The sequence below is a fragment of the Colwellia sp. C1TZA3 genome (assembly GCF_007954265.1).
Classification (GTDB): domain Bacteria; phylum Pseudomonadota; class Gammaproteobacteria; order Enterobacterales; family Alteromonadaceae; genus Cognaticolwellia.
In genome coordinates, this window is sequence record NZ_VOLS01000021.1 from 45058 (window position 1) to 64088 (window position 19031).

Genomic DNA, 19031 nt, shown 5'->3' on the forward strand with positions numbered 1-19031 from the left:
AAATTTTGATGAGATTCTTTAAACGCAATATCATCGTTGAAAATACCTATTGACTGGTGTCGACTCTGGATTGCCGTTTCGCACTAAAGCTGACATATTTTCAAATGGATATGGATAGAAAGTACCGAAACTGATGAAGGCGAATACTTCATCGACAAAAATTCAAATAGGCTGAGCTGAAACTCATAGAGAGAAAACGCTCAGCCTGTTCATTTTATATAGATAAAAATAAAAGTAGGAAAACAACATGAGTAAAGACATTCATGATCACCGCATACTCATATTAGATTTTGGTTCACAGTATACTCAACTCATTGCACGTCGTGTGCGTGAAATTGGGGTTTATTGTGAATTATGGGCTTGGGATGTTACAGAAGAACAACTGAAAGCTTTTAATCCAACCGGTATTATTTTAGCTGGCGGACCTGAGTCAGTCACTGAGCATAATTCGCCGCGTGCGCCAGAATATGTGTTTAATGCTGGTGTACCAGTATTAGGCATTTGCTACGGTATGCAAACCATGGCTGAGCAATTAGGCGGTAGCGTTGAAAGCTCTGAGCAAAAAGAATTTGGTTATGCCGCGGTTGAAGTTATTACTAAATCTGCTCTTTTTAATGCCATTGAAGACCACGTGAGTGCAAACGGTAACGCCTTGCTAGACGTTTGGATGAGCCATGGCGATAAAGTGTCTGCTATTCCTGCCGGTTTCGTTACGGTTGCACAAACCCCTAGCTGTAAATATGCCGCGATGGTTAATGAAGAGAAACAATTTTACGGGGTACAATTTCACCCTGAAGTGACTCATACCAAGCAGGGTTTACGTATTCTTGAGCATTTTGTTGTTGATATTTGTCAATGTGAAAAACTTTGGACATCAGCGTCAATTATTGAAGACGCGATTGCGAAAATGAAAGCGCAAGTCGGCGATGATGAGGTTGTACTGGGTTTATCAGGTGGTGTTGACTCTTCCGTTGTCGCTATGCTGCTACATCAAGCTATTGGCGATAAGTTAACTTGTGTGTTTGTTGATAACGGTTTATTGCGGTTAAATGAAGGTCAACAAGTCATGGACATGTTTGGCGACCACTTTGGCTTAAACATCATTCATGTTAATGCTGAAAATCGCTTCTTAGACCGTTTAGCGGATGAGAATGATCCAGAGAAAAAACGTAAAATTATTGGTAATGTTTTTGTTGAAATATTTGATGAAGAAGCCAATAAACTCAGTAATGCTAAATGGTTAGCACAAGGTACTATTTACCCTGATGTCATTGAGTCAGCCGCGTCAGCAACCGGTAAAGCCCATGTGATTAAGTCGCATCATAATGTCGGTGGTTTACCTGAACATATGAAACTTGGTTTAGTTGAGCCATTACGTGAATTATTTAAAGATGAAGTACGTAAAATAGGTCTTGAATTAGGTTTGCCCTACGATATGTTATATCGTCATCCGTTCCCTGGACCGGGTTTAGGGGTACGAATTTTAGGTGAAGTGAAAAAAGAATATGCTGACTTATTACGTCGAGCTGATCACATCTTCATCGAAGAATTGCACAAGCATGACTTGTATAAAAAAGTCAGCCAAGCCTTCACGGTATTTTTACCGGTACGTTCAGTGGGTGTGATGGGCGATGCACGTAAATATGATTGGGTAGTAAGTCTACGTTGTGTAGAAACTATTGACTTTATGACCGCGCGTTGGTCACATTTACCCTACGAGTTCTTAGGCCTAGTGTCTAATCGCATTATTAACGAAGTGGATGGTATTTCTCGCGTAGTTTACGATATTTCAGGTAAGCCACCCGCGACTATCGAATGGGAGTAACTTTGTCTTAAGCTGGTTATAACATTCAATTTCTGTGTTGGCAGTACTCACCTAGTAAACTAGGCTCCGTGCTTTCGCCTTGAATGCTTTGCCTTTGCTTATAAACTAGGTTATTGCTTCATTCATATTATAAAACCCTAAGCTTGAAACCTTGGGGTTTTTTATGTGTAGGATTTATATCCTATACAGTATGCGGTGAGCACATGATTGTGAAGGAGCCGCGATTTTAAATATATTAATCAACTTGGTATTAAGGCCACAATAATGACGATTGAAAGACTAGAGACTAAACCCCGTATGAGCCGTATTGTTAAACACAATGGTACAGTTTATTTATGCGGTCAGGTTTGTGCTGACGCCAGCCAAAGTATTACTGAACAAACGCAAACCATGCTAGATAAGGTTGAGGCCTTATTGCTCAAGGCAGGTAGTTCAAAGCAGCATATGTTATCAGCAACCATATACCTAAAAACTATGGCTGATTTTGCCGCTATGAATACCGTATGGGATGCTTGGGTGCCAGCAGGTTTTGCCCCCGCTCGTGCTTGTGTGCAAGCGGCAATGGCAAGAGAAGTACTTTTGGTCGAAATAAGTATTGTTGCTGCCTTATACCAATTTGATTAATTAAGTGATCACCTTTTTCATGAGGAAAAATGGATAAATACAAGGCATAAAATTTAGTCAGTAGTTATTCACCTTATAAATTTTATAACGCTGTAGTTATTCATTTTAACCATTAAAAATGAGCAGGTAATTAATCAATTTGGTATTATACCAATCCCATTAAGTTATTGCTCACTTGTACTAGTTAAAATAGCTCAAGGCTGTGTTGCTCTCAATCCCAATAGCCAGCTATTGCTCAATCGAGCACTTTACCTTGAATTATTTTTCCTGCGCACAACAAGATCACAAACTTAATGGCACTGGTATTACTACCATAGACTAAACTAAACCGTAGATATTTAAAAAGTAGGGCAATTATGTCGATGTTACAGCAATCATTAAAAGCTAGCTTTGGGTTTGACGAGTTTAGAACCGGGCAAGAGCAAACGATAACACAGTTACTTAATGGTGACTCTTCACTAGCCATTTTCCCAACGGGTGCCGGTAAATCATTATGTTATCAACTTGCGGCGATAAATTTACCACATTTAACCTTAGTGGTATCGCCCTTATTGGCCTTGATGAAAGACCAACTCGCATTTTTGCATACCAAAGGTATCGCAGCGGCTAGTATTGACTCAACGTTATCATTTGAAGAGAGTCAGCAAATTACCCGTGACGTTCGTTCAGGTAAAATAAAAATTTTGATGGTCTCGGTAGAGCGTTTTAAAAATGAGCGTTTTCGTCAGTTTATTGAAGCTATTGCTATTTCTATGTTGGTGGTAGACGAAGCACATTGTATTTCAGAATGGGGTCATAATTTTCGACCTGATTATTTAAAATTGCCACGTTATCGACAAGAGCTCAATATTCCCTTAGTGCTTTTACTTACGGCGACCGCCACTAAGCAAGTTAAACAGGATATGGCTAATAAATTTGCCATTACTGATAACCATATAGTGCAAACAGGTTTTTATCGCAGCAACTTGGATTTATCTGTTTTACCGGTCGCAGAAAGAGATAAAAACCAAACACTGGTTGATGTAATTCGCCAGCATGAGGGTTGCGGTATTATTTATGTGACTTTGCAACACAGTGCTGAAAAAGTGGCTGACTTTCTGCAACAACAAGGTATAGCTGCAAAGGCTTACCATGCCGGTTTTAAAGATGATGTGCGCAAGCAAATTCAGCAAGACTTTATGCAAGGAGAAACGCCTATTATTGTCGCGACTATTGCCTTTGGTATGGGGATAGATAAAGCTAATATCCGTTTTGTTATTCACTACGATCTCCCCAAATCCATTGAAAACTATAGTCAAGAAATTGGTCGGGCAGGTCGAGACAAAGCTAATGCTGCCTGTTTTACTTTGGCTAACCTTGATGGCATTCATACCGTAGAAAATTTTGTTTATGCCGATACGCCTGAGCGCTCAAGTATCGACTATGTTTTACAAAATATACGTAACGAGATGCATAATGGCCAATGGGAACTGCAAGTGCTGAGCTTATCAAATGCTAGTAATATTAAACAGTTGCCATTAAAAACCTTACTAGTTCAGTTAGAACTGCTCGGGGTTATTAACGCTAAGTTTAGTTATTTCGCTGATTTTAAATTTAAATTTGTTACACCAAAAGAGCAAATTATTAGCGCATTTAATGCTGAGCGCAACGAGTTTTTAGCACAAGTTTTTAATTGTGCAAAAATGAAAAAAATCTGGGGTGAGCCCGACTTTGATCTAATGTATACGCGTCATCAAGCACCAAGAAAACGCATTGTCGCCGCGCTTGAGTATTTAGCAGATCAGCAGCATATTGTCTTGGAAACAAAAAAGGCCACTGAAGTCTTTAGTGTCAACATGGCGGCGTTAGAAAATAATGCCTTGGTTGACACGCTTTTTCATTATTTTTTTGACAAAGAACAAGCGGAAATTGAGCGTATCACTAAGCTGGTCGCGTTTTTCCAAAGCGACAGTTGTTTAACCCAGCAGCTTTCTCATTACTTTGATGATCAACGTGCACCAAAAAACTGTGGACATTGTTCGGTTTGTCGTGGGCAGGTGGCAATATTAGCTTATTCGAGCAATCATCAAGCGGTGAGTTCAGATACCATTGCTCTTGGTATTGCGCAGTTGCAACAGCACTTTTCAACGTTGAAGTCTGCTGCCGATCAACCAACGAATATCTTGTCTATTGACACTATTTGTCGATTTTTATCGGGTATGAGTGTGCCGTTATTTACCCGCGCTAAAGTCCGACAACTAAGTTATTTTGGTGTGTGTCAGTACATGCGGTATGGCGAGATTAAAGCACAAGTAACAGCTTTGGTATAACGTGATGTTTGTGAGGTAAAGCTGATCAAAAAAGGCACTATATCAGTGCCTTTTTTTAATCTAAGCTTAGGTTAATCTAGTCTTGGCTGAGTTCATAAATGCTAGTGATCGTGGCCACAACCGTCTTCACCTTCAACATGTACATGGCCATGTGCTAACTCTTCTTCAGTAGCATCGCGTACTTCTAAAATTTCAACATCAAATTTTAAGTCCATGCCTGCCAACGGGTGATTACCATCAACGGTAATCTCGTCTTCTTTTGCGTCAATCACGATAACGGTTTGCTCGCCTTCATCGGTCGTAGCGCGTAGCTGACTACCTACGTCTAAATCTTCAATGCCAGCAAACATTTCTTTGGGTACAGTTTGTACAAAGCCGTCTTCACGTTGTCCATAAGCATCGTCAGCACTAACTTCAACTTCAAATTTATCACCCGCTTTGTGATCAACTAAGGCTGCTTCCAAGCCAGGGATCAGATACTGTGAGCCTTGAATGACCGCTAATGGACTATGATCGTATGAACTATCAATTAAGGTATCTTCGTTATCTGATACCGCGTAATGCAGTACAACTACTTTGTTGTCGGTAATTTTCATATTATGTCCTATTCAATGTCTGTACTTAATTTATAAGGTAAGGGTATTATTGTTAAAGTTGAGTTCTGGGTTTTAATTCTTAGCTCGGTGCTATTATCGACATCGTTGGCTAAAACGCCTTGAATATAAGTCTGCAGATTACTGGCTTGATAAACCGCTAATACGTCACCGGCCTTACGCCAATTTTCCCCGAGCTTTTTCTCGATGATATCACCGACGTTAGCCACCATATCTTTACCTGTCAGGGTAAAAAGCGCACGTTTGTTTTTGCCTAAATATTGCATACGAGCAACAGTTTCTTGGCCTAAATAGCAACCCTTAGTAAAGCTGATGCCATTGATGGCTTGCAGGTTGAGCATTTGCGGTACATATTCTGCGACATACTGCTGAGAAAGCATGGGAAACCCTGCGGAAATCTCCAATAAGTTCCACAGCGCGTCGTCATAGGTTGGGAAGTCAAAAGTTGCAGAAATTTCAGCTAACTTATCAATCTTATCAATGATGAGGTAGCGGCTAATGTCACCAGCAATATAAACCAAGGTGGTATTTTTTTCGTGCACGACGGGGGTGATTTTGTCAGGCACTTGTTGAAATAATTCAGCCATTTTTACTGATGCTTGCTGGCCCGCAATAGCGAGGTAAGCGTATTCAGTGTCTCGGGTTATTTCAACTTTAGCAAAAACACCAAATTTCTTTAGCTCTGCCAATGACTGCTCAATTGAACTTATCGGTTGTAAGAGTAAAAATTTTCCTTGACGCTCTAGTAGACGAAAAGCAGAAAATACTTTGCCTTTGGCGTTACAGTGCGCGCCAATAAGCAGTTTTTCCTGTGCCAAGCTGTCAACGTCACAGGTTACTTGCCCTTGTAAGTATTTGATTTGCTCTTCACCCGATAAGGTAATGACGCCAACACTATCAAGGTTGATGGCAAATACTTCTGGTAATTCGTTATAACTAGGTAAGTTATGATTCATTATGTTCATCATCCGGCAATATTGCTGAAAAAAGCTATTACCCTCTAAGGTGAGGACATTTATTTAAATTACAAGCATATGCTGTTTTTTTTCTGCTATTTCACGAGTAAAAGTTTACTAATTTAATGATCAATTCGTGGCTATTTTAACTTTGGATTTGTTAGAATACGGTAAGATTTTACTAATTAGAGTGATGTATGACATTAAAAGATAATAAACCTCGACTTCGCTGGGCTTGTCGACGCGGTATGCTAGAGTTAGATATACTTTTTATGCCATTTGTTGAAGAAGCTTACGATGAACTCTCTATTGAAGACAAAGCTAGCTTTGAGCGTTTATTAACCTGTCAAGATCCTGAGTTATTCGCATGGTTTATGGGGCACGAAACTTGTGAAGACAAAGGGCTTAACGCCATGGTACAGACTATATTACAGCGAGTTAAATTATAATATTAAGGTGTCGCCCTCTACGCACAGGGCGATATTTAACTTATTATTCTACCTTGTTTTTGCTTATCTTAGCTTAACGATTCTTTTTGGCATTAAGTTTTGGCTTGGAATTTTTATGGCTGCTTTGTTGGGCTTTATAATTTTTCTGACTTGCCAAGCTCCTGCGTCACTAGTAAGTCAGTGGCTGATGTTATTCACCTCAAGCAAAGATAAAACTACAACTAATTTTGTTTTATCAGATACTGGCGAGTGTCAATTTCACCATCAAAAAGTCTTACAAATATCCGCTAATTCACAAATCAATCTTTGGGGTTATTGGCTGGTATTTACCCGCAGGGATGCCGTAACTGCTCAACACTTTATTTTCAAAGATAGCTTGTCTAGCAAAGATCAAGCGCGTTTAGCTCGCACTATCTTGCGGGTGAAAAGTTATGGATGAAAAGCTGTGAATAAAAGTTACGGGTAAAAATGCCCAACTAATCTAGTGGTTTAAGTATAGTAATTTTTGCCTCTGTCAACAAATCAGGGAAGTCCAAGGTATAGTGTAAGCCTCGACTTTCTTTACGATCTAACGCTGATCTAATAATGAGTTCAGCCACTTGCACTAAGTTGCGTAATTCTAATAAGTTATTACTGACTCTAAAGTGTCGGTAGTACTCTTCAATTTCACTTTGTAACAGTTCGACTCGGTGCAAAGCACGCTCTAAACGTTTTGTTGTGCGTACAATGCCGACATAATCCCACATAAATAATCGCAGTTCGTGCCAGTTATGTTGAATAACAACCTCTTCATCTGAGTCGGTAACTCGGCTTTCATCCCAGGCGGGCAGTGTTATAGAAGGTTTTGATGTGTCTATTTTTTGTTCAATATCAAGCGCGGCGGCTCGAGCAAACACTAGGCACTCTAGGAGTGAGTTACTTGCCATGCGATTAGCGCCATGTAGTCCAGTATAAGCGACTTCGCCTATTGCATATAAATTATCAATGTCAGTTTGACCCTGTTGATTAATCATCACACCACCACAGGTGTAATGGGCAGCAGGTACCACTGGCATAGGTTGTTTTGTAATGTCGATACCAAGGGCTAGTGTGCGTTCGTAAATGGTTGGAAAATGCTGCTTAATAAAGTCACTTGATTTGTGGCTGATATCTAAATACATACAATCAGCGCCCAATCGTTTCATTTCAAAATCAATTGCGCGCGCGACAATATCACGTGGCGCCAATTCAGCCCGTTCATCAAAGCTTGGCATAAATCGGCTACCATCAGGGCGAAGTAATAGTGCGCCTTCGCCTCTTAGTGCTTCGGTCAATAAAAAGGTACCGGCCTCGGGATGAAATAAACAAGTGGGATGAAACTGATTAAATTCCATATTAGCAACACGACAACCGGCGCGCCATGCCATGGCAATGCCATCACCACTGGCGACGTCTGGGTTTGAGGTGTATTGATAGACTTTACTCGCACCACCGGTTGCTAGAATTATTTTTTGGGCAAAAATGCGTTCAACGTGTTCATCATTTCGATTCCATACGTAGGCACCAATACATTCACGTTTAGCCTTTACTTGATTTTGTTGGTAAACCAGATCAATCGCGTTATATCGTTCAAAAATTCGAATACGAGGATGATTTTTAACTTGTGATGCTAGGGTTGTTTGAATGGCTTGACCCGTTGCATCCGCTGAGTGCAGAATTCTTCGGTGACTATGTCCACCTTCACGCGTTAAATGATAACGAACATCCCCATTAGCAGCAGGAACATCTTGATCAAAATCAACACCTTTATCAATCAACCATTCTAGGCATTTTTTGGCATTTTCAGCGGTATGTTGCACGATAGCTTCGTCGCATAATCCCGCGCCGGCGACTAAGGTATCAGCAACATGCGACGCAATACTGTCATTCTCATCAAAGACTGCAGCAATGCCTCCTTGCGCATAAAATGTTGAGCCTTCGTTAACTTGGTCTTTGCTTAAGATAAGTACGTCAGCATTTTTAGCCAGATGTAGAGCAAGCGATAATCCTGCTGCGCCACTACCGATAATTAAAACGTCACAGTTGTGTTGTTGATTCATATATTCTTAAAATTAAGGTACAATAATTCATAACCTAATATAGCTTTTATTGCTGTTATAAAACAGCATAAAACTATTTTTATAAACAAAATTTAATTTTTTTCAATATTTATCGAACTTTCTAACATAAGGCTAGTCTCACTTGTTGCGTTTGCTATGAGTTGTTACGTTTACTATGAGCCAGATGTAAACCAAATGTAGATAAGTGAAAATAATGGCGAGTAGGAGATGGAGCTCAAATGAGCGAACAGAACGTTGACCAAAAGTTGGTTGAGCGGGTGCAACGTGGTGATAAAAACGCATTTAACCTGCTAGTGATTAAATACCAACACAAAGTAGCAAATTTGGTTTCACGCTATGTAAAAAATCATAGCGATGTGCCAGATATAGTACAAGAAGCATTTATCAAAGCTTACCGAGCTTTACCTAATTTTCGAGGAGATAGTGCTTTTTATACTTGGTTATACCGCATCGCTGTTAATTGTGCGAAAAACCATTTAGTCGCCGGGGGACGCAAACCTCCAGGTTCAGATATTGAAATTGAAGATGCAGAAATGTATGACTCAGGTGAAGCGTTACGAGAAAACTCCTCACCAGAAAAGCTATTACTAACCAATGAAATTAAAAATGTCATATTTAAGACCATAGAACAATTACCGGAAGATTTGCGAACTGCGATCAACCTTAGAGAGTTAGAAGGCTTAAGTTACGAAGAAATTGCAACGGTTATGGATTGCCCAGTTGGCACAGTACGTTCGAGAATATTTAGAGCACGTGACGCAGTCGATAAAAAAATCAGGCCATTGTTGCAACAGTAGTGCATGCAGTAATAGTAAGCTCACAGCAGTACGTGCAAGCATAATAAATAGAGTATTACCTGACAAAAGCTTAGTTTTTTGTTGAGTAATGAATGAAAAGTTATTTTTTTAAGGTGTCTTTATGAGTGAAAATAAGTTTGAGGCAGTATCGTCAATGGTTGATGATTATCAACAAAATGATGAACTATTTGATGAAGTCCTCAATGACTCACACTTGTCAGCAACTTGGCAACGTTACCATTTAATGGGTGATGTCATGCGCGGTGAAACTGCTGATGTTATTAATTTTGACCTTTCATCACAAATAGCGACCGCCATTGCCGATGAGCCAACAATTTTAGCGCCCCACACTAGCAATAATTTTGCTGAAAAACTAAAAGCGAAAGTGGTGCAATTTGCCAAACCGTTTGGTCAAATGGCTATTGCAGCATCTGCAGCCGGTCTTATGGTGATGGGTGTGCAACAGAACAGTACTGATACCGATGCTTTGTTGCCGGCTAGTCAAGTGGTTAAAACCATGCCGTTTGGTGGCATTGCAGAACCAGTAAGCTTAAATTTTCAACAAACTAGTCGTAGCAGTGAAAAACAAGCTTTTATTGAACAACAAAGACGTTTTCAAGCGTTATTATCTGATCATCAACAACAAATTAAATTAAGTTCAGTTGATGTAAACAATACACCGCCAGAAAATAAGGCTGAAGAATCAGCTAAATGAAATTAATATCAAGTCTGCTGCTATTGGTTACCATTAGCACACCAGTAGCGGCCAATGAAAACAGTAGCGCTCCAGTAGTGGCTAACGAAAACAGTAGCACACCAATAGCGGCTAATGAAAATGAACAAGCTGAACCTTGGCTTGAGCGCCTGGCAAACTCTTTACAAACGCTTAACTTTAGTACGTCTTTTGTGGTTGTTAAAAACAACCAAGCAGAGCCTTATCACTGGTTTCATGGTGTAGATCAAAGTGGCAATGAGTTAGAAATTCTGTCTTTGTTAAACGGCCCGCGCAGGGATGTTTTACGCAAGGACAATATTGTTAGTTATATTGAGCCAGAACTACCTCCGTACTCAGTTTCTTCGCAACAAATAACCGGTCCTATTCCGGCTGTTTTACGTGAAGGCGTCACTACGCTTGCCCAAACCTATGATTTTATTTCTGTTGGCCGAAGTCGGGTACTAGGGCGTCCGGCACAATTAATTCGTATTGTTTCTAAAGATGTCTATCGTTATGGACATTGGCTATGGTTGGACCAAAAAACGGGCATGTTATTAAAACTGGCCTTGGCTAACCGTACGGGACAATTACTCGAACAAATACAGTTTACCCATTTAGATATCACCACTGATCTAGGCGATAGTTTATTGCAATTACAGCAAACAACCTTGCCAAAAGTCATTGAAATTCCAGCAGGATACCAAGAGCAAGTACTACAATGGCAAGTTAAATGGTTACCTGAGGGCTTTAAACGTTTAAATGCTAATCGTCATCGAATTTCTACCACTAAAAGGCCGGTCGAATTTATGCTTTTTAATGATGGCTTAGTCGATGTTTCTGTCTACGTAAACCCTAGTGAAGACAACCAACGTGCGACAGACTATGTTATGGACGGTGCAACTGTGGTACTAAATCAAGTGATCAATGGTTTTGAAGTCAGCGTTGTGGGTAAAATCCCAGCTAAAACGGCAAAAGCTATTGCCGATTCTGTTACTTTAAACGCTAAGTTGGCGCCATGATAGAAGAACAAGCCACTGTTGTCGCTATTGACCATGACAATGTTACTGTGACCAGTTTGATAAAATCAGCTTGTGGTGGCTGTCAGCAAGTCGATAATTGCGGCAGTGGCCAAGTAGCAAAAGCTTTTCCACAGAAAAAACTTTCCCTAACTTTAAAATCTTCATTAGCCTTGGAACTTGGCGATGATGTTATTTTAGGGCTAAATGAAAGTGCACTCTTACAATCTGCATGGCAAGTTTATTTATGGCCGATATTAGGCTTGTTGCTGGCTTCGTGGCTTGGACAATGGTTGGTGATTAACACCATACTACCTCATGAAATTTTTGCTATCGTACTGGGTGTGATCGGTGGTTTTTTCGGTTTTGCTCTAGCTAAAAGGCAACAATTAAAAAGCGCAACATGTGCAAAACTGGCTCCAAAAATTATTCGACGAGAAAATCAAAACATCATGATTACAGAAATCACTGATTGAATCGCAACAAAAGATAGCCCCAGCGCGCTAAATTCGCTAAAATCTCATCATTATTGAATTAACTACAAACTTATTTGACTTCCCATTTATGAAACATATTCGAAATTTTTCTATTATCGCCCATATTGATCACGGTAAATCAACGCTTTCAGATCGCCTAATTCAACATTGTGGTGGTCTACAAGAACGTGAAATGGAAGCCCAAGTACTTGATTCTATGGATATTGAGCGCGAACGTGGTATTACCATAAAAGCGCAAAGTGTTACGTTAGACTACAAAGCGAAAAACGGTGAGGTGTATCAACTCAACTTTATCGACACGCCAGGTCACGTTGATTTCTCTTACGAAGTTTCCCGTTCATTAGCATCATGTGAAGGTGCTTTACTGGTTGTTGACGCTGGTCAAGGTGTTGAAGCCCAAACAGTTGCTAACTGCTATACCGCACTTGAAATGGACTTGGAAGTTATCCCGATTCTAAATAAAATCGATTTACCACAAGCCGATCCTGATCGTGTGAGTGAAGAAATTGAAAATATTATCGGTATTGACGCTACCGGTGCTGTTACCTGTTCAGCTAAAACGGGTTTAGGTATTGAAGACGTACTAGAAACTATTGTTGAGAAAATTCCATCGCCGGAGGGTGATCCTAATGCGCCGCTGCAAGCACTTATTATTGATTCGTGGTTTGATAACTACCAAGGAGTAGTATCATTAGTGCGAATTATGAACGGCCAGGTCAAGAAAGGCGATAAAATGGTGGTTATGTCAACAGGACAACACCATATTGTTGACAAGGTTGGTATTTTTACTCCAAAACAAAAAGCTACCGGTATATTAAAAGCCGGTGAAGTAGGTTTTATTGTTGCGGGTATTAAAGAAATTCACGGCGCACCGGTAGGTGACACCATAACTATCTTTAAAAAAGAAGCGCAAAAGGCCTTACCGGGCTTTAAAAAAGTTCAGCCACAAGTTTACGCGGGTATATTTCCGATCAGTTCAGAAGACTACGAAAACTTCCGTGACGCCCTAAATAAATTGAGCTTGAACGATGCATCTTTATTTTTTGAACCTGAAAATTCATCAGCGCTAGGCTTTGGTTTTCGCATTGGTTTCTTGGGCATGTTGCACATGGAAATTGTGCAAGAGCGTCTTGCGCGCGAATATGATCTTGATCTGATCACAACAGCACCGACGGTAAATTATGAAATAGTTTGCACCAATGGCGATGTTATCTCTATTGATAATCCTAGCGATTTACCGGCAACAAATAATATTGAAGAAATTCGTGAGCCGATAGTGCAAGCGAATATCTTGGTACCTCAAGAGCATCTTGGTAATGTTATTACCTTATGTATTGAAAAACGTGGTGTACAAAAAGATATTATCTATCACGGTAATCAAGTTGCGGTAACTTATGAATTGCCGATGGCAGAAGTGGTGATGGACTTTTTTGATAAGTTAAAATCAACCAGTCGCGGTTATGCGTCATTAGATTATAATTTCGTTCGTTTTGAGCCCGCTGACATGGTACGTGTCGATGTCATGATCAATAGTGACCGAGTTGATGCTCTAGCTATGATCACCCATCGCGCGAATTCAGTTGCCCGTGGTCGCATGCTGGTTGAGAAGTTAAAAGAGTTAATTCATCGACAAATGTTTGATATCGCTATTCAAGCAGCAATTGGTAACAATGTTATCGCTCGAACTACGGTGAAACAGCTGCGCAAAAACGTAACCGCAAAATGTTATGGTGGCGACATCTCTCGTAAGAAAAAGTTATTGCAAAAGCAAAAAGACGGTAAGAAACGCATGAAGCAAGTGGGTAATGTAGAAGTACCACAAGAAGCGTTTTTAGCCGTACTTAAATTGGATAAATAAGTATACCAAGTTGATTAATTATCTGCGCATTTTTACGCGTTAAAATGAAATAATACAGCGTTATAAAATTACTTAGTAGAAACGCCTACTAATAAAATTTTATGTCCTGTATTTACCCATTTTTCTTCAGAAAAAAAGTAGAGCACTTAATTAGTTAAGTGAGTATTAGTTAAGTGAGTATTAGTTAAATGAGTATTAGTTTAATTACTAAAAGACAGGAATAATATGGCAGTTTACTTTTCAATATTTTTAGTCATTGTTACCGTAATTACCGGTATGGTTTGGCTAGCTGATAAGTTTTATTTAGCACCGCAACGTCAGCTTAAATTAGCAGATGCACAAGCTCAATGTGCATCACCTTTAAGCGATAATATAGCGGCTAAATTAATTGAGCCATCGGCATTGGTTGATACCTCGGTACAAATTTTCCCAGTTATTGCCTTTGTATTGATATTACGCTCGTTTATTTATGAGCCTTTTCAAATACCTTCTGGTTCTATGATGCCAACGTTACTCGATGGCGATTTTATTTTAGTGAATAAATTTAACTATGGTTTGCGCGATCCGGTAGTACGCAATAAATTTTTCAAAGTTGGTTTACCTGAACGTGGTGATGTTGTGGTCTTTAAATACCCACGAGATCCCAAGATTGATTACATCAAACGAGTGGTAGGTTTACCGGGGGATAGAGTGATATATAAAAATAAAATCTTATATATCAAACCAGCCTGTTCGGTTTCTGATGCAAAATGTCCTGATTTTGAGCAAGTGACACAAAACTTTAAAAATAAAAGTGATTATAACGACGCTGGTATGCCATTAACCCGTTACAGCTCAACGATGGCTGATAAAACCCATGATTTCTTAGTCAATGAGCAAATTTTACCGCGCACACAGCATTATTTTCAACAAAGTGGTACACAAGCGAATGAGTTCTCTGTTCCTAAAGGCCATTACTTTGTTATGGGTGATAATCGTGATAATAGCTTAGATGGACGTTTTTGGGGCTTTGTGCCAGAAGAAAACTTAGTCGGTGAAGCAGTGGCAATTTGGATGAGTTTTGATTTTGACCGCACGCCAGACAGCTTTTTGCCACATTGGATACCAACCAACGTACGTTTTTCTCGAATCGGTGGAATTGAATAACTGTGTTACATACTCCTGCCGCTATTACGCGGCTTTCTAAAAAAATTGGCTATAGTTTTAAAGAGCCAAAATTATTATTGCAAGCGTTAACCCATAGAAGCGCTAAAGGTGCTCATAATGAGCGTTTAGAGTTTTTAGGTGATGCTATTTTAGGCTTTGTCATTGCTGAGTCCTTATATCAAAAATTTCCAAAGCAGGCCGAAGGCGATTTAACCCGTATGCGTTCAAGTTTGGTTAAAGGTGTTACTTTAGCTGAGGTGGGTCGAGATTTCGATTTAGGTCAATATTTAATTTTAGGACCTGGTGAATTAAAAAGTGGTGGTCATCGCAGAGATTCGATCCTGGAAGATGCCATTGAAGCTATCATAGGCGCTGTTTATTTAGATGCTGACCTACCAACATGTCAGGCATTAATTCTCAGTTGGTTTGAACAACGCTTAAGCGACATTAAGCCAGGCAATGAACAAAAAGACCCAAAAACACGTTTACAAGAATATTTGCAGGGACGAAAAATTCCTTTGCCACAATATGATGTAATCCATACTACAGGGCAATCACACAATCAGCAGTTCACTGTACGCTGCATAACAAGCGTACTTGCGAATGAAGTGATTACCAAGGGCAGTAGCCGACGTAAAGCTGAGCAATCAGCCGCTTTGCAGGTCTTAGCATTAATAGAACAAGCTTAACCGCTTGTTTGACATTTAAGTTGATAACTAAATCATGACAACAGAAAAAAACTATTGTGGCCTTATTGCCATTGTTGGCCGCCCCAATGTTGGTAAATCAACATTATTAAATACCTTACTTGGCCAAAAAGTCAGTATTACTTCACGCAAACCACAAACTACCCGTCACCGAATATTAGGTATTTTAACTGAAGGTCATCATCAAGCCGTTTTAGTTGACACACCTGGTCTGCATTCAGAAGAAAAACGTGCGATTAATCGCTTAATGAACCGTGCGGCAAGTAGTACGTTGGCAGAAGTTGGTACGGTAGTGTTTTTAGTTGAAGGTACTCATTGGACAAGTGACGATGAGATGGTGCTAACAAAAATTAAAAACAGTGGTGCTCCTTGTGTATTAGTGGTTAATAAAATTGACAATATACAGGATAGAGACACCTTGTTACCGCATTTACAGAAGCTAGGTGCTATGCATGATTTTGAGGACATTGTACCGATTTCAGCGAGTAAAGGTGATAATGTTGAGGCAATTAAAAAAATCTGCCTTAATACATTACCCGAAGCTGACTTCTGGTTTCCTGAAGATTATATTACCGATCGCTCAAGTCGATTTATGGCCTCTGAAATTGTGCGCGAAAAGTTAATTCGCTTTACAGGTGAGGAATTGCCTTACTCAACAACGGTTGAAATTGAACAATTTAAGATTGATGAAAAAGGTATCTTGCACATCAATGCCTTGATTTTAGTCGAAAGAACAACGCAAAAGCGTATGGTTATTGGTAACAAAGGTGAGAAGCTAAAAGTTATTGGTCAAGAAGCAAGGCGTGATATGGAAAACCTATTTGAGCGTAAAGTGTTTTTAGAAACTTGGGTGAAAGTTAAATCCGGCTGGGCAGATGACGAGCGCGCATTGAGAAGCTTAGGCTACGGCGACGACTACTCAGGTTAGTTTGGTATATAGGGGTTTAATTGACTGTCTTCCCTCAGTAGTTACTTAAGACTCGCTTATATAGACTTGAGTGCTTAGGCTTAGTATGTAACTGCTTCTGAGCCAATGAAACTTTATATTTCTCGCTTTTTGAACCGTGCTTAAATGCTACTGGGCTAACTTGGAATCTAGATGCAAGAAATTACACAGTCAGCTTTTGTGCTCCATAGTCGACCTTATCGAGAGAATCAGTTGTTGATTGATTTGCTAACTGAGCATGACGGTAAATTGGCTGCGTTAAGTTATATTGGTCATTCTACTAAGTCGAGTCGTAAGGCATTATTACAACCCTTTTTACCGATTAAAGTGACCTTGAAAGGGTCATACAACTTAAAGAGCTTAATTCGAGTTGAGCCGATGGGAAAATCATTTCTTTTAAAAAAAAATGCCTTATTCAGTGCTTTTTACATTAATGAATTATTGGTTAAATTGCTGGGCGAAAATATTGCTTGTGAGGCGCTTTTTCAGCAATATAAAATCAGCCTAGAATCCTTAGCACAAGCGAGCAATATTGAAATTTGTTTGCGAGAATTTGAATTAATGCTGATGGATGAGCTGGGGCTTTCTTTTGATTTTTCATTAGTATTTGAACATAGTGCACAAGGTTTCTATTATCTGCCAGACGAAGGCTTTATCCCAGCTTACACAAAGTTAAAGCAGCCTTGCTATAATCGATTACATTTACAAGCGATTGCCGATCGCGACTTATCGACACCAGAAGTACTCAATACCTTTAAAGCGTTAATGAGACAGGTGATTAATCATTTACTTGCCGGTGTGCCATTAAATAGCCGAAAATTATTTAGCAAAAAAGCCTAGTGATAGTCATTGAATAAATTTACATGCCGATATCGTTTGCATAGATTACAGTGTGAGTTAGCGTTAAGCTGTTAGATAGAAGCTTTCAATTAAAAGAATGTGTTGTCAGAATAAAGTGCTAAGTCATGACTCAGTTTATTGACTAGCCAGCAGCTAAAGAAATAGCGGTTAGTTTGAAGTTTACTTATAGCCTGGCTGCTTGTTCACCATGTTCAGTGCCTAATTTTGCGCTATAAAATTTAATCTGTAGGTGATTGACTTCCTGATTCAAATGCACAGGCCGCTAACTTTAAAACTTAGAAAATCTAAATTTATAAATGTAAAAACTTGAAATTAAACCAGTAAAAATAATATGAGATTGCAGATGAAAGATATTTTATTAGGTGTAAACGTAGATCATATCGCCACATTAAGACAAGCACGTGGTACTAATTATCCTGATCCGGTATATGCGGCCTCTGTAGCCGAGCACGCCGGTGCTGATGGTATTACTGTGCATTTACGTGAAGACCGTCGCCATATCCAAGACAGAGATATTTATCTACTAAAACAAACCTTACATACGCGGATGAATTTTGAAATGGCCGTTACTGACGAAATGTTGGATATTGCCTGTGAAGTTAAACCGGTATTTTGCTGTTTAGTACCAGAAAAACGTGCAGAGTTAACCACGGAAGGTGGTTTAGATGTTGCTGGGCAACAAGATAAAATTAATGCGGCTGTAGCTCGGTTGGCCGATGCGGGTATACAAACGAGTTTATTTATTGACGCAGATAAAAAGCAAATTGACGCGGCCGTGCTCAGTAAAGCGACTTATATTGAAATTCATACCGGCCAATATGCTGATGCTACAACCGAAGAAGAGCAACAACAAGAGCTTGTGCGCCTGATTGCAGGCATTGAATACGCGGATGCTTTAGGCTTAAAAGTTAATGCAGGTCACGGGCTTAATTACTTCAATGTTAAACCTATTGCGGCCATACCTGAAATAATTGAGCTTAATATTGGCCACGCTATTATCGCCCGTGCGGTGATTGATGGTTTAGATAAAGCCGTTCGAGATATGAAACATTTAATGCTAGCAGCGCGTGCTTTAGGATAGTTTAGCACTACGGAGGGTTAAAGTTTGTCAGTGGTTGGTATTGGTACTGATATAGTCGACATTCGGCGCATTGCTAAAATGTCTGAACATGCTCAGCAACGCTTAGCTAAGCGAATTTTAACATCGAAAGAATATCAGCATTATCTTACGTTAAAACAGCCTGAGCGTTTTCTAGCTAAGCGCTGGGCTGGTAAAGAAGCGGCAGCTAAAGCGTTGGGCACAGGCATCGCTAATGGTGTTTCGTTTCAACATTTTGATATCGTGTCATTAGTCTCTGGGCAACCGACACTTGAGCTTAGTTTACAGGCGTTAATGCTAGCTGAAAACTTAGGTGCCACTACATGGCATATATCACTTTCTGATGAAGTAAAATATGCCACAGCCTTTGTGGTATTATCAAAATAGTTATACCAGTTCCATTAAGTTTGTGATCTTGTTGTGCGCAGGAAAAATAACTCAAGGTAAGGCGCTCGATTGAGCAATAGCTGGCTATTGGGATTGAGAGCAACACAGCCTTGAGCTATTTTAACT

19 protein-coding genes are annotated in these 19031 nt (G+C 39.7%); 16 read left to right on the top strand and 3 right to left on the bottom strand.

Annotation, left to right across the window (positions count from 1 at the left end):
- The first annotated feature begins 247 nt into the window (after positions 1-247).
- From guaA to ESZ39_RS08295, 3 genes are all read left to right on the top strand, one after another.
- Positions 248-1825 carry a glutamine-hydrolyzing GMP synthase gene (guaA, locus tag ESZ39_RS08285; protein WP_146879446.1) on the top strand — a complete coding sequence of 526 codons (1578 nt, stop codon included), beginning with the start codon at positions 248-250 and terminating at the stop codon, positions 1823-1825.
- Positions 1826-2089: 264 nt separating this feature from the next.
- Positions 2090-2449, top strand: a complete 360-nt coding sequence (locus ESZ39_RS08290) for a RidA family protein (protein WP_146879447.1) — start codon at positions 2090-2092, stop codon at positions 2447-2449.
- Positions 2450-2805: 356 nt separating this feature from the next.
- Positions 2806-4758 (top strand): ATP-dependent DNA helicase RecQ, encoded by a 1953-nt coding sequence (locus ESZ39_RS08295; protein WP_146879448.1) that lies wholly within the window; start codon positions 2806-2808, stop codon positions 4756-4758.
- 101 nt (positions 4759-4859) lie between these two features.
- Here the strand turns inward: ESZ39_RS08295 and ESZ39_RS08300 are convergent, their stop codons facing one another.
- Together ESZ39_RS08300 and ygfZ are read right to left on the bottom strand one after the other, a co-directional pair.
- Entirely contained in the window at positions 4860-5354 is a 495-nt protein-coding gene (locus tag ESZ39_RS08300) for a peptidylprolyl isomerase (protein ID WP_146879449.1), read from the bottom strand.
- A gap of 8 nt (positions 5355-5362) precedes the next feature.
- Positions 5363-6340, bottom strand: coding sequence for a tRNA-modifying protein YgfZ (ygfZ, locus tag ESZ39_RS08305; protein WP_146879450.1), 978 nt, complete (start codon positions 6338-6340; stop codon positions 5363-5365).
- Between the two features lie 185 nt (positions 6341-6525).
- On the opposite strand from ygfZ, the gene ESZ39_RS08310 reads away from it, so the two are divergent.
- A complete protein-coding gene (locus ESZ39_RS08310; RefSeq protein ID WP_146879451.1) occupies positions 6526-6777 on the top strand; it encodes a succinate dehydrogenase assembly factor 2 in 252 nt (83 codons plus the stop codon).
- Positions 6778-6784: 7 nt separating this feature from the next.
- Positions 6785-7216, top strand: coding sequence for a hypothetical protein (locus ESZ39_RS08315; RefSeq protein ID WP_411266866.1), 432 nt, complete (start codon positions 6785-6787; stop codon positions 7214-7216).
- A 37-nt stretch (positions 7217-7253) separates the two neighbouring features.
- On the opposite strand, the gene nadB is transcribed toward ESZ39_RS08315, so the two are convergent.
- A complete protein-coding gene (nadB, locus tag ESZ39_RS08320) occupies positions 7254-8855 on the bottom strand; it encodes an L-aspartate oxidase (protein WP_146879453.1) in 1602 nt (533 codons plus the stop codon).
- 239 nt (positions 8856-9094) lie between these two features.
- On the opposite strand from nadB, the gene rpoE reads away from it, so the two are divergent.
- From rpoE to acpS, 11 genes are all read left to right on the top strand, one after another.
- Positions 9095-9673, top strand: coding sequence for an RNA polymerase sigma factor RpoE (gene rpoE, locus ESZ39_RS08325; RefSeq protein WP_146879454.1), 579 nt, complete (start codon positions 9095-9097; stop codon positions 9671-9673).
- 121 nt (positions 9674-9794) lie between these two features.
- Positions 9795-10388, top strand: a complete 594-nt coding sequence (locus ESZ39_RS08330; protein WP_146879455.1) for a sigma-E factor negative regulatory protein — start codon at positions 9795-9797, stop codon at positions 10386-10388.
- Positions 10385-11407, top strand: a complete 1023-nt coding sequence (locus ESZ39_RS08335; protein WP_146879456.1) for a MucB/RseB C-terminal domain-containing protein — start codon at positions 10385-10387, stop codon at positions 11405-11407. Before ESZ39_RS08330 ends, ESZ39_RS08335 begins: the two co-directional genes overlap by 4 nt.
- Positions 11404-11880 (top strand): SoxR reducing system RseC family protein, encoded by a 477-nt coding sequence (locus ESZ39_RS08340; RefSeq protein WP_146879457.1) that lies wholly within the window; start codon positions 11404-11406, stop codon positions 11878-11880. Before ESZ39_RS08335 ends, ESZ39_RS08340 begins: the two co-directional genes overlap by 4 nt.
- 88 nt (positions 11881-11968) lie before the next feature.
- A complete protein-coding gene (gene lepA, locus ESZ39_RS08345) occupies positions 11969-13759 on the top strand; it encodes a translation elongation factor 4 (protein WP_146879458.1) in 1791 nt (596 codons plus the stop codon).
- Positions 13760-13984: 225 nt separating this feature from the next.
- Positions 13985-14905, top strand: a complete 921-nt coding sequence (gene lepB / locus ESZ39_RS08350) for a signal peptidase I (RefSeq protein WP_146879459.1) — start codon at positions 13985-13987, stop codon at positions 14903-14905.
- A gap of 2 nt (positions 14906-14907) precedes the next feature.
- Positions 14908-15594 carry a ribonuclease III gene (rnc, locus tag ESZ39_RS08355; protein WP_223270297.1) on the top strand — a complete coding sequence of 229 codons (687 nt, stop codon included), beginning with the start codon at positions 14908-14910 and terminating at the stop codon, positions 15592-15594.
- 34 nt (positions 15595-15628) lie between these two features.
- Positions 15629-16540 carry a GTPase Era gene (gene era, locus ESZ39_RS08360; protein WP_146879460.1) on the top strand — a complete coding sequence of 304 codons (912 nt, stop codon included), beginning with the start codon at positions 15629-15631 and terminating at the stop codon, positions 16538-16540.
- A 171-nt stretch (positions 16541-16711) separates the two neighbouring features.
- A complete protein-coding gene (gene recO / locus ESZ39_RS08365) occupies positions 16712-17398 on the top strand; it encodes a DNA repair protein RecO (protein WP_146879461.1) in 687 nt (228 codons plus the stop codon).
- 364 nt (positions 17399-17762) lie between these two features.
- Positions 17763-18500 carry a pyridoxine 5'-phosphate synthase gene (gene pdxJ, locus ESZ39_RS08370; RefSeq protein WP_146879462.1) on the top strand — a complete coding sequence of 246 codons (738 nt, stop codon included), beginning with the start codon at positions 17763-17765 and terminating at the stop codon, positions 18498-18500.
- A gap of 24 nt (positions 18501-18524) precedes the next feature.
- On the top strand, positions 18525-18905 hold the full coding sequence (gene acpS, locus ESZ39_RS08375; protein ID WP_146879463.1) for a holo-ACP synthase: 381 nt from the start codon (positions 18525-18527) through the stop codon (positions 18903-18905).
- Positions 18906-19031 lie beyond the last annotated feature (126 nt).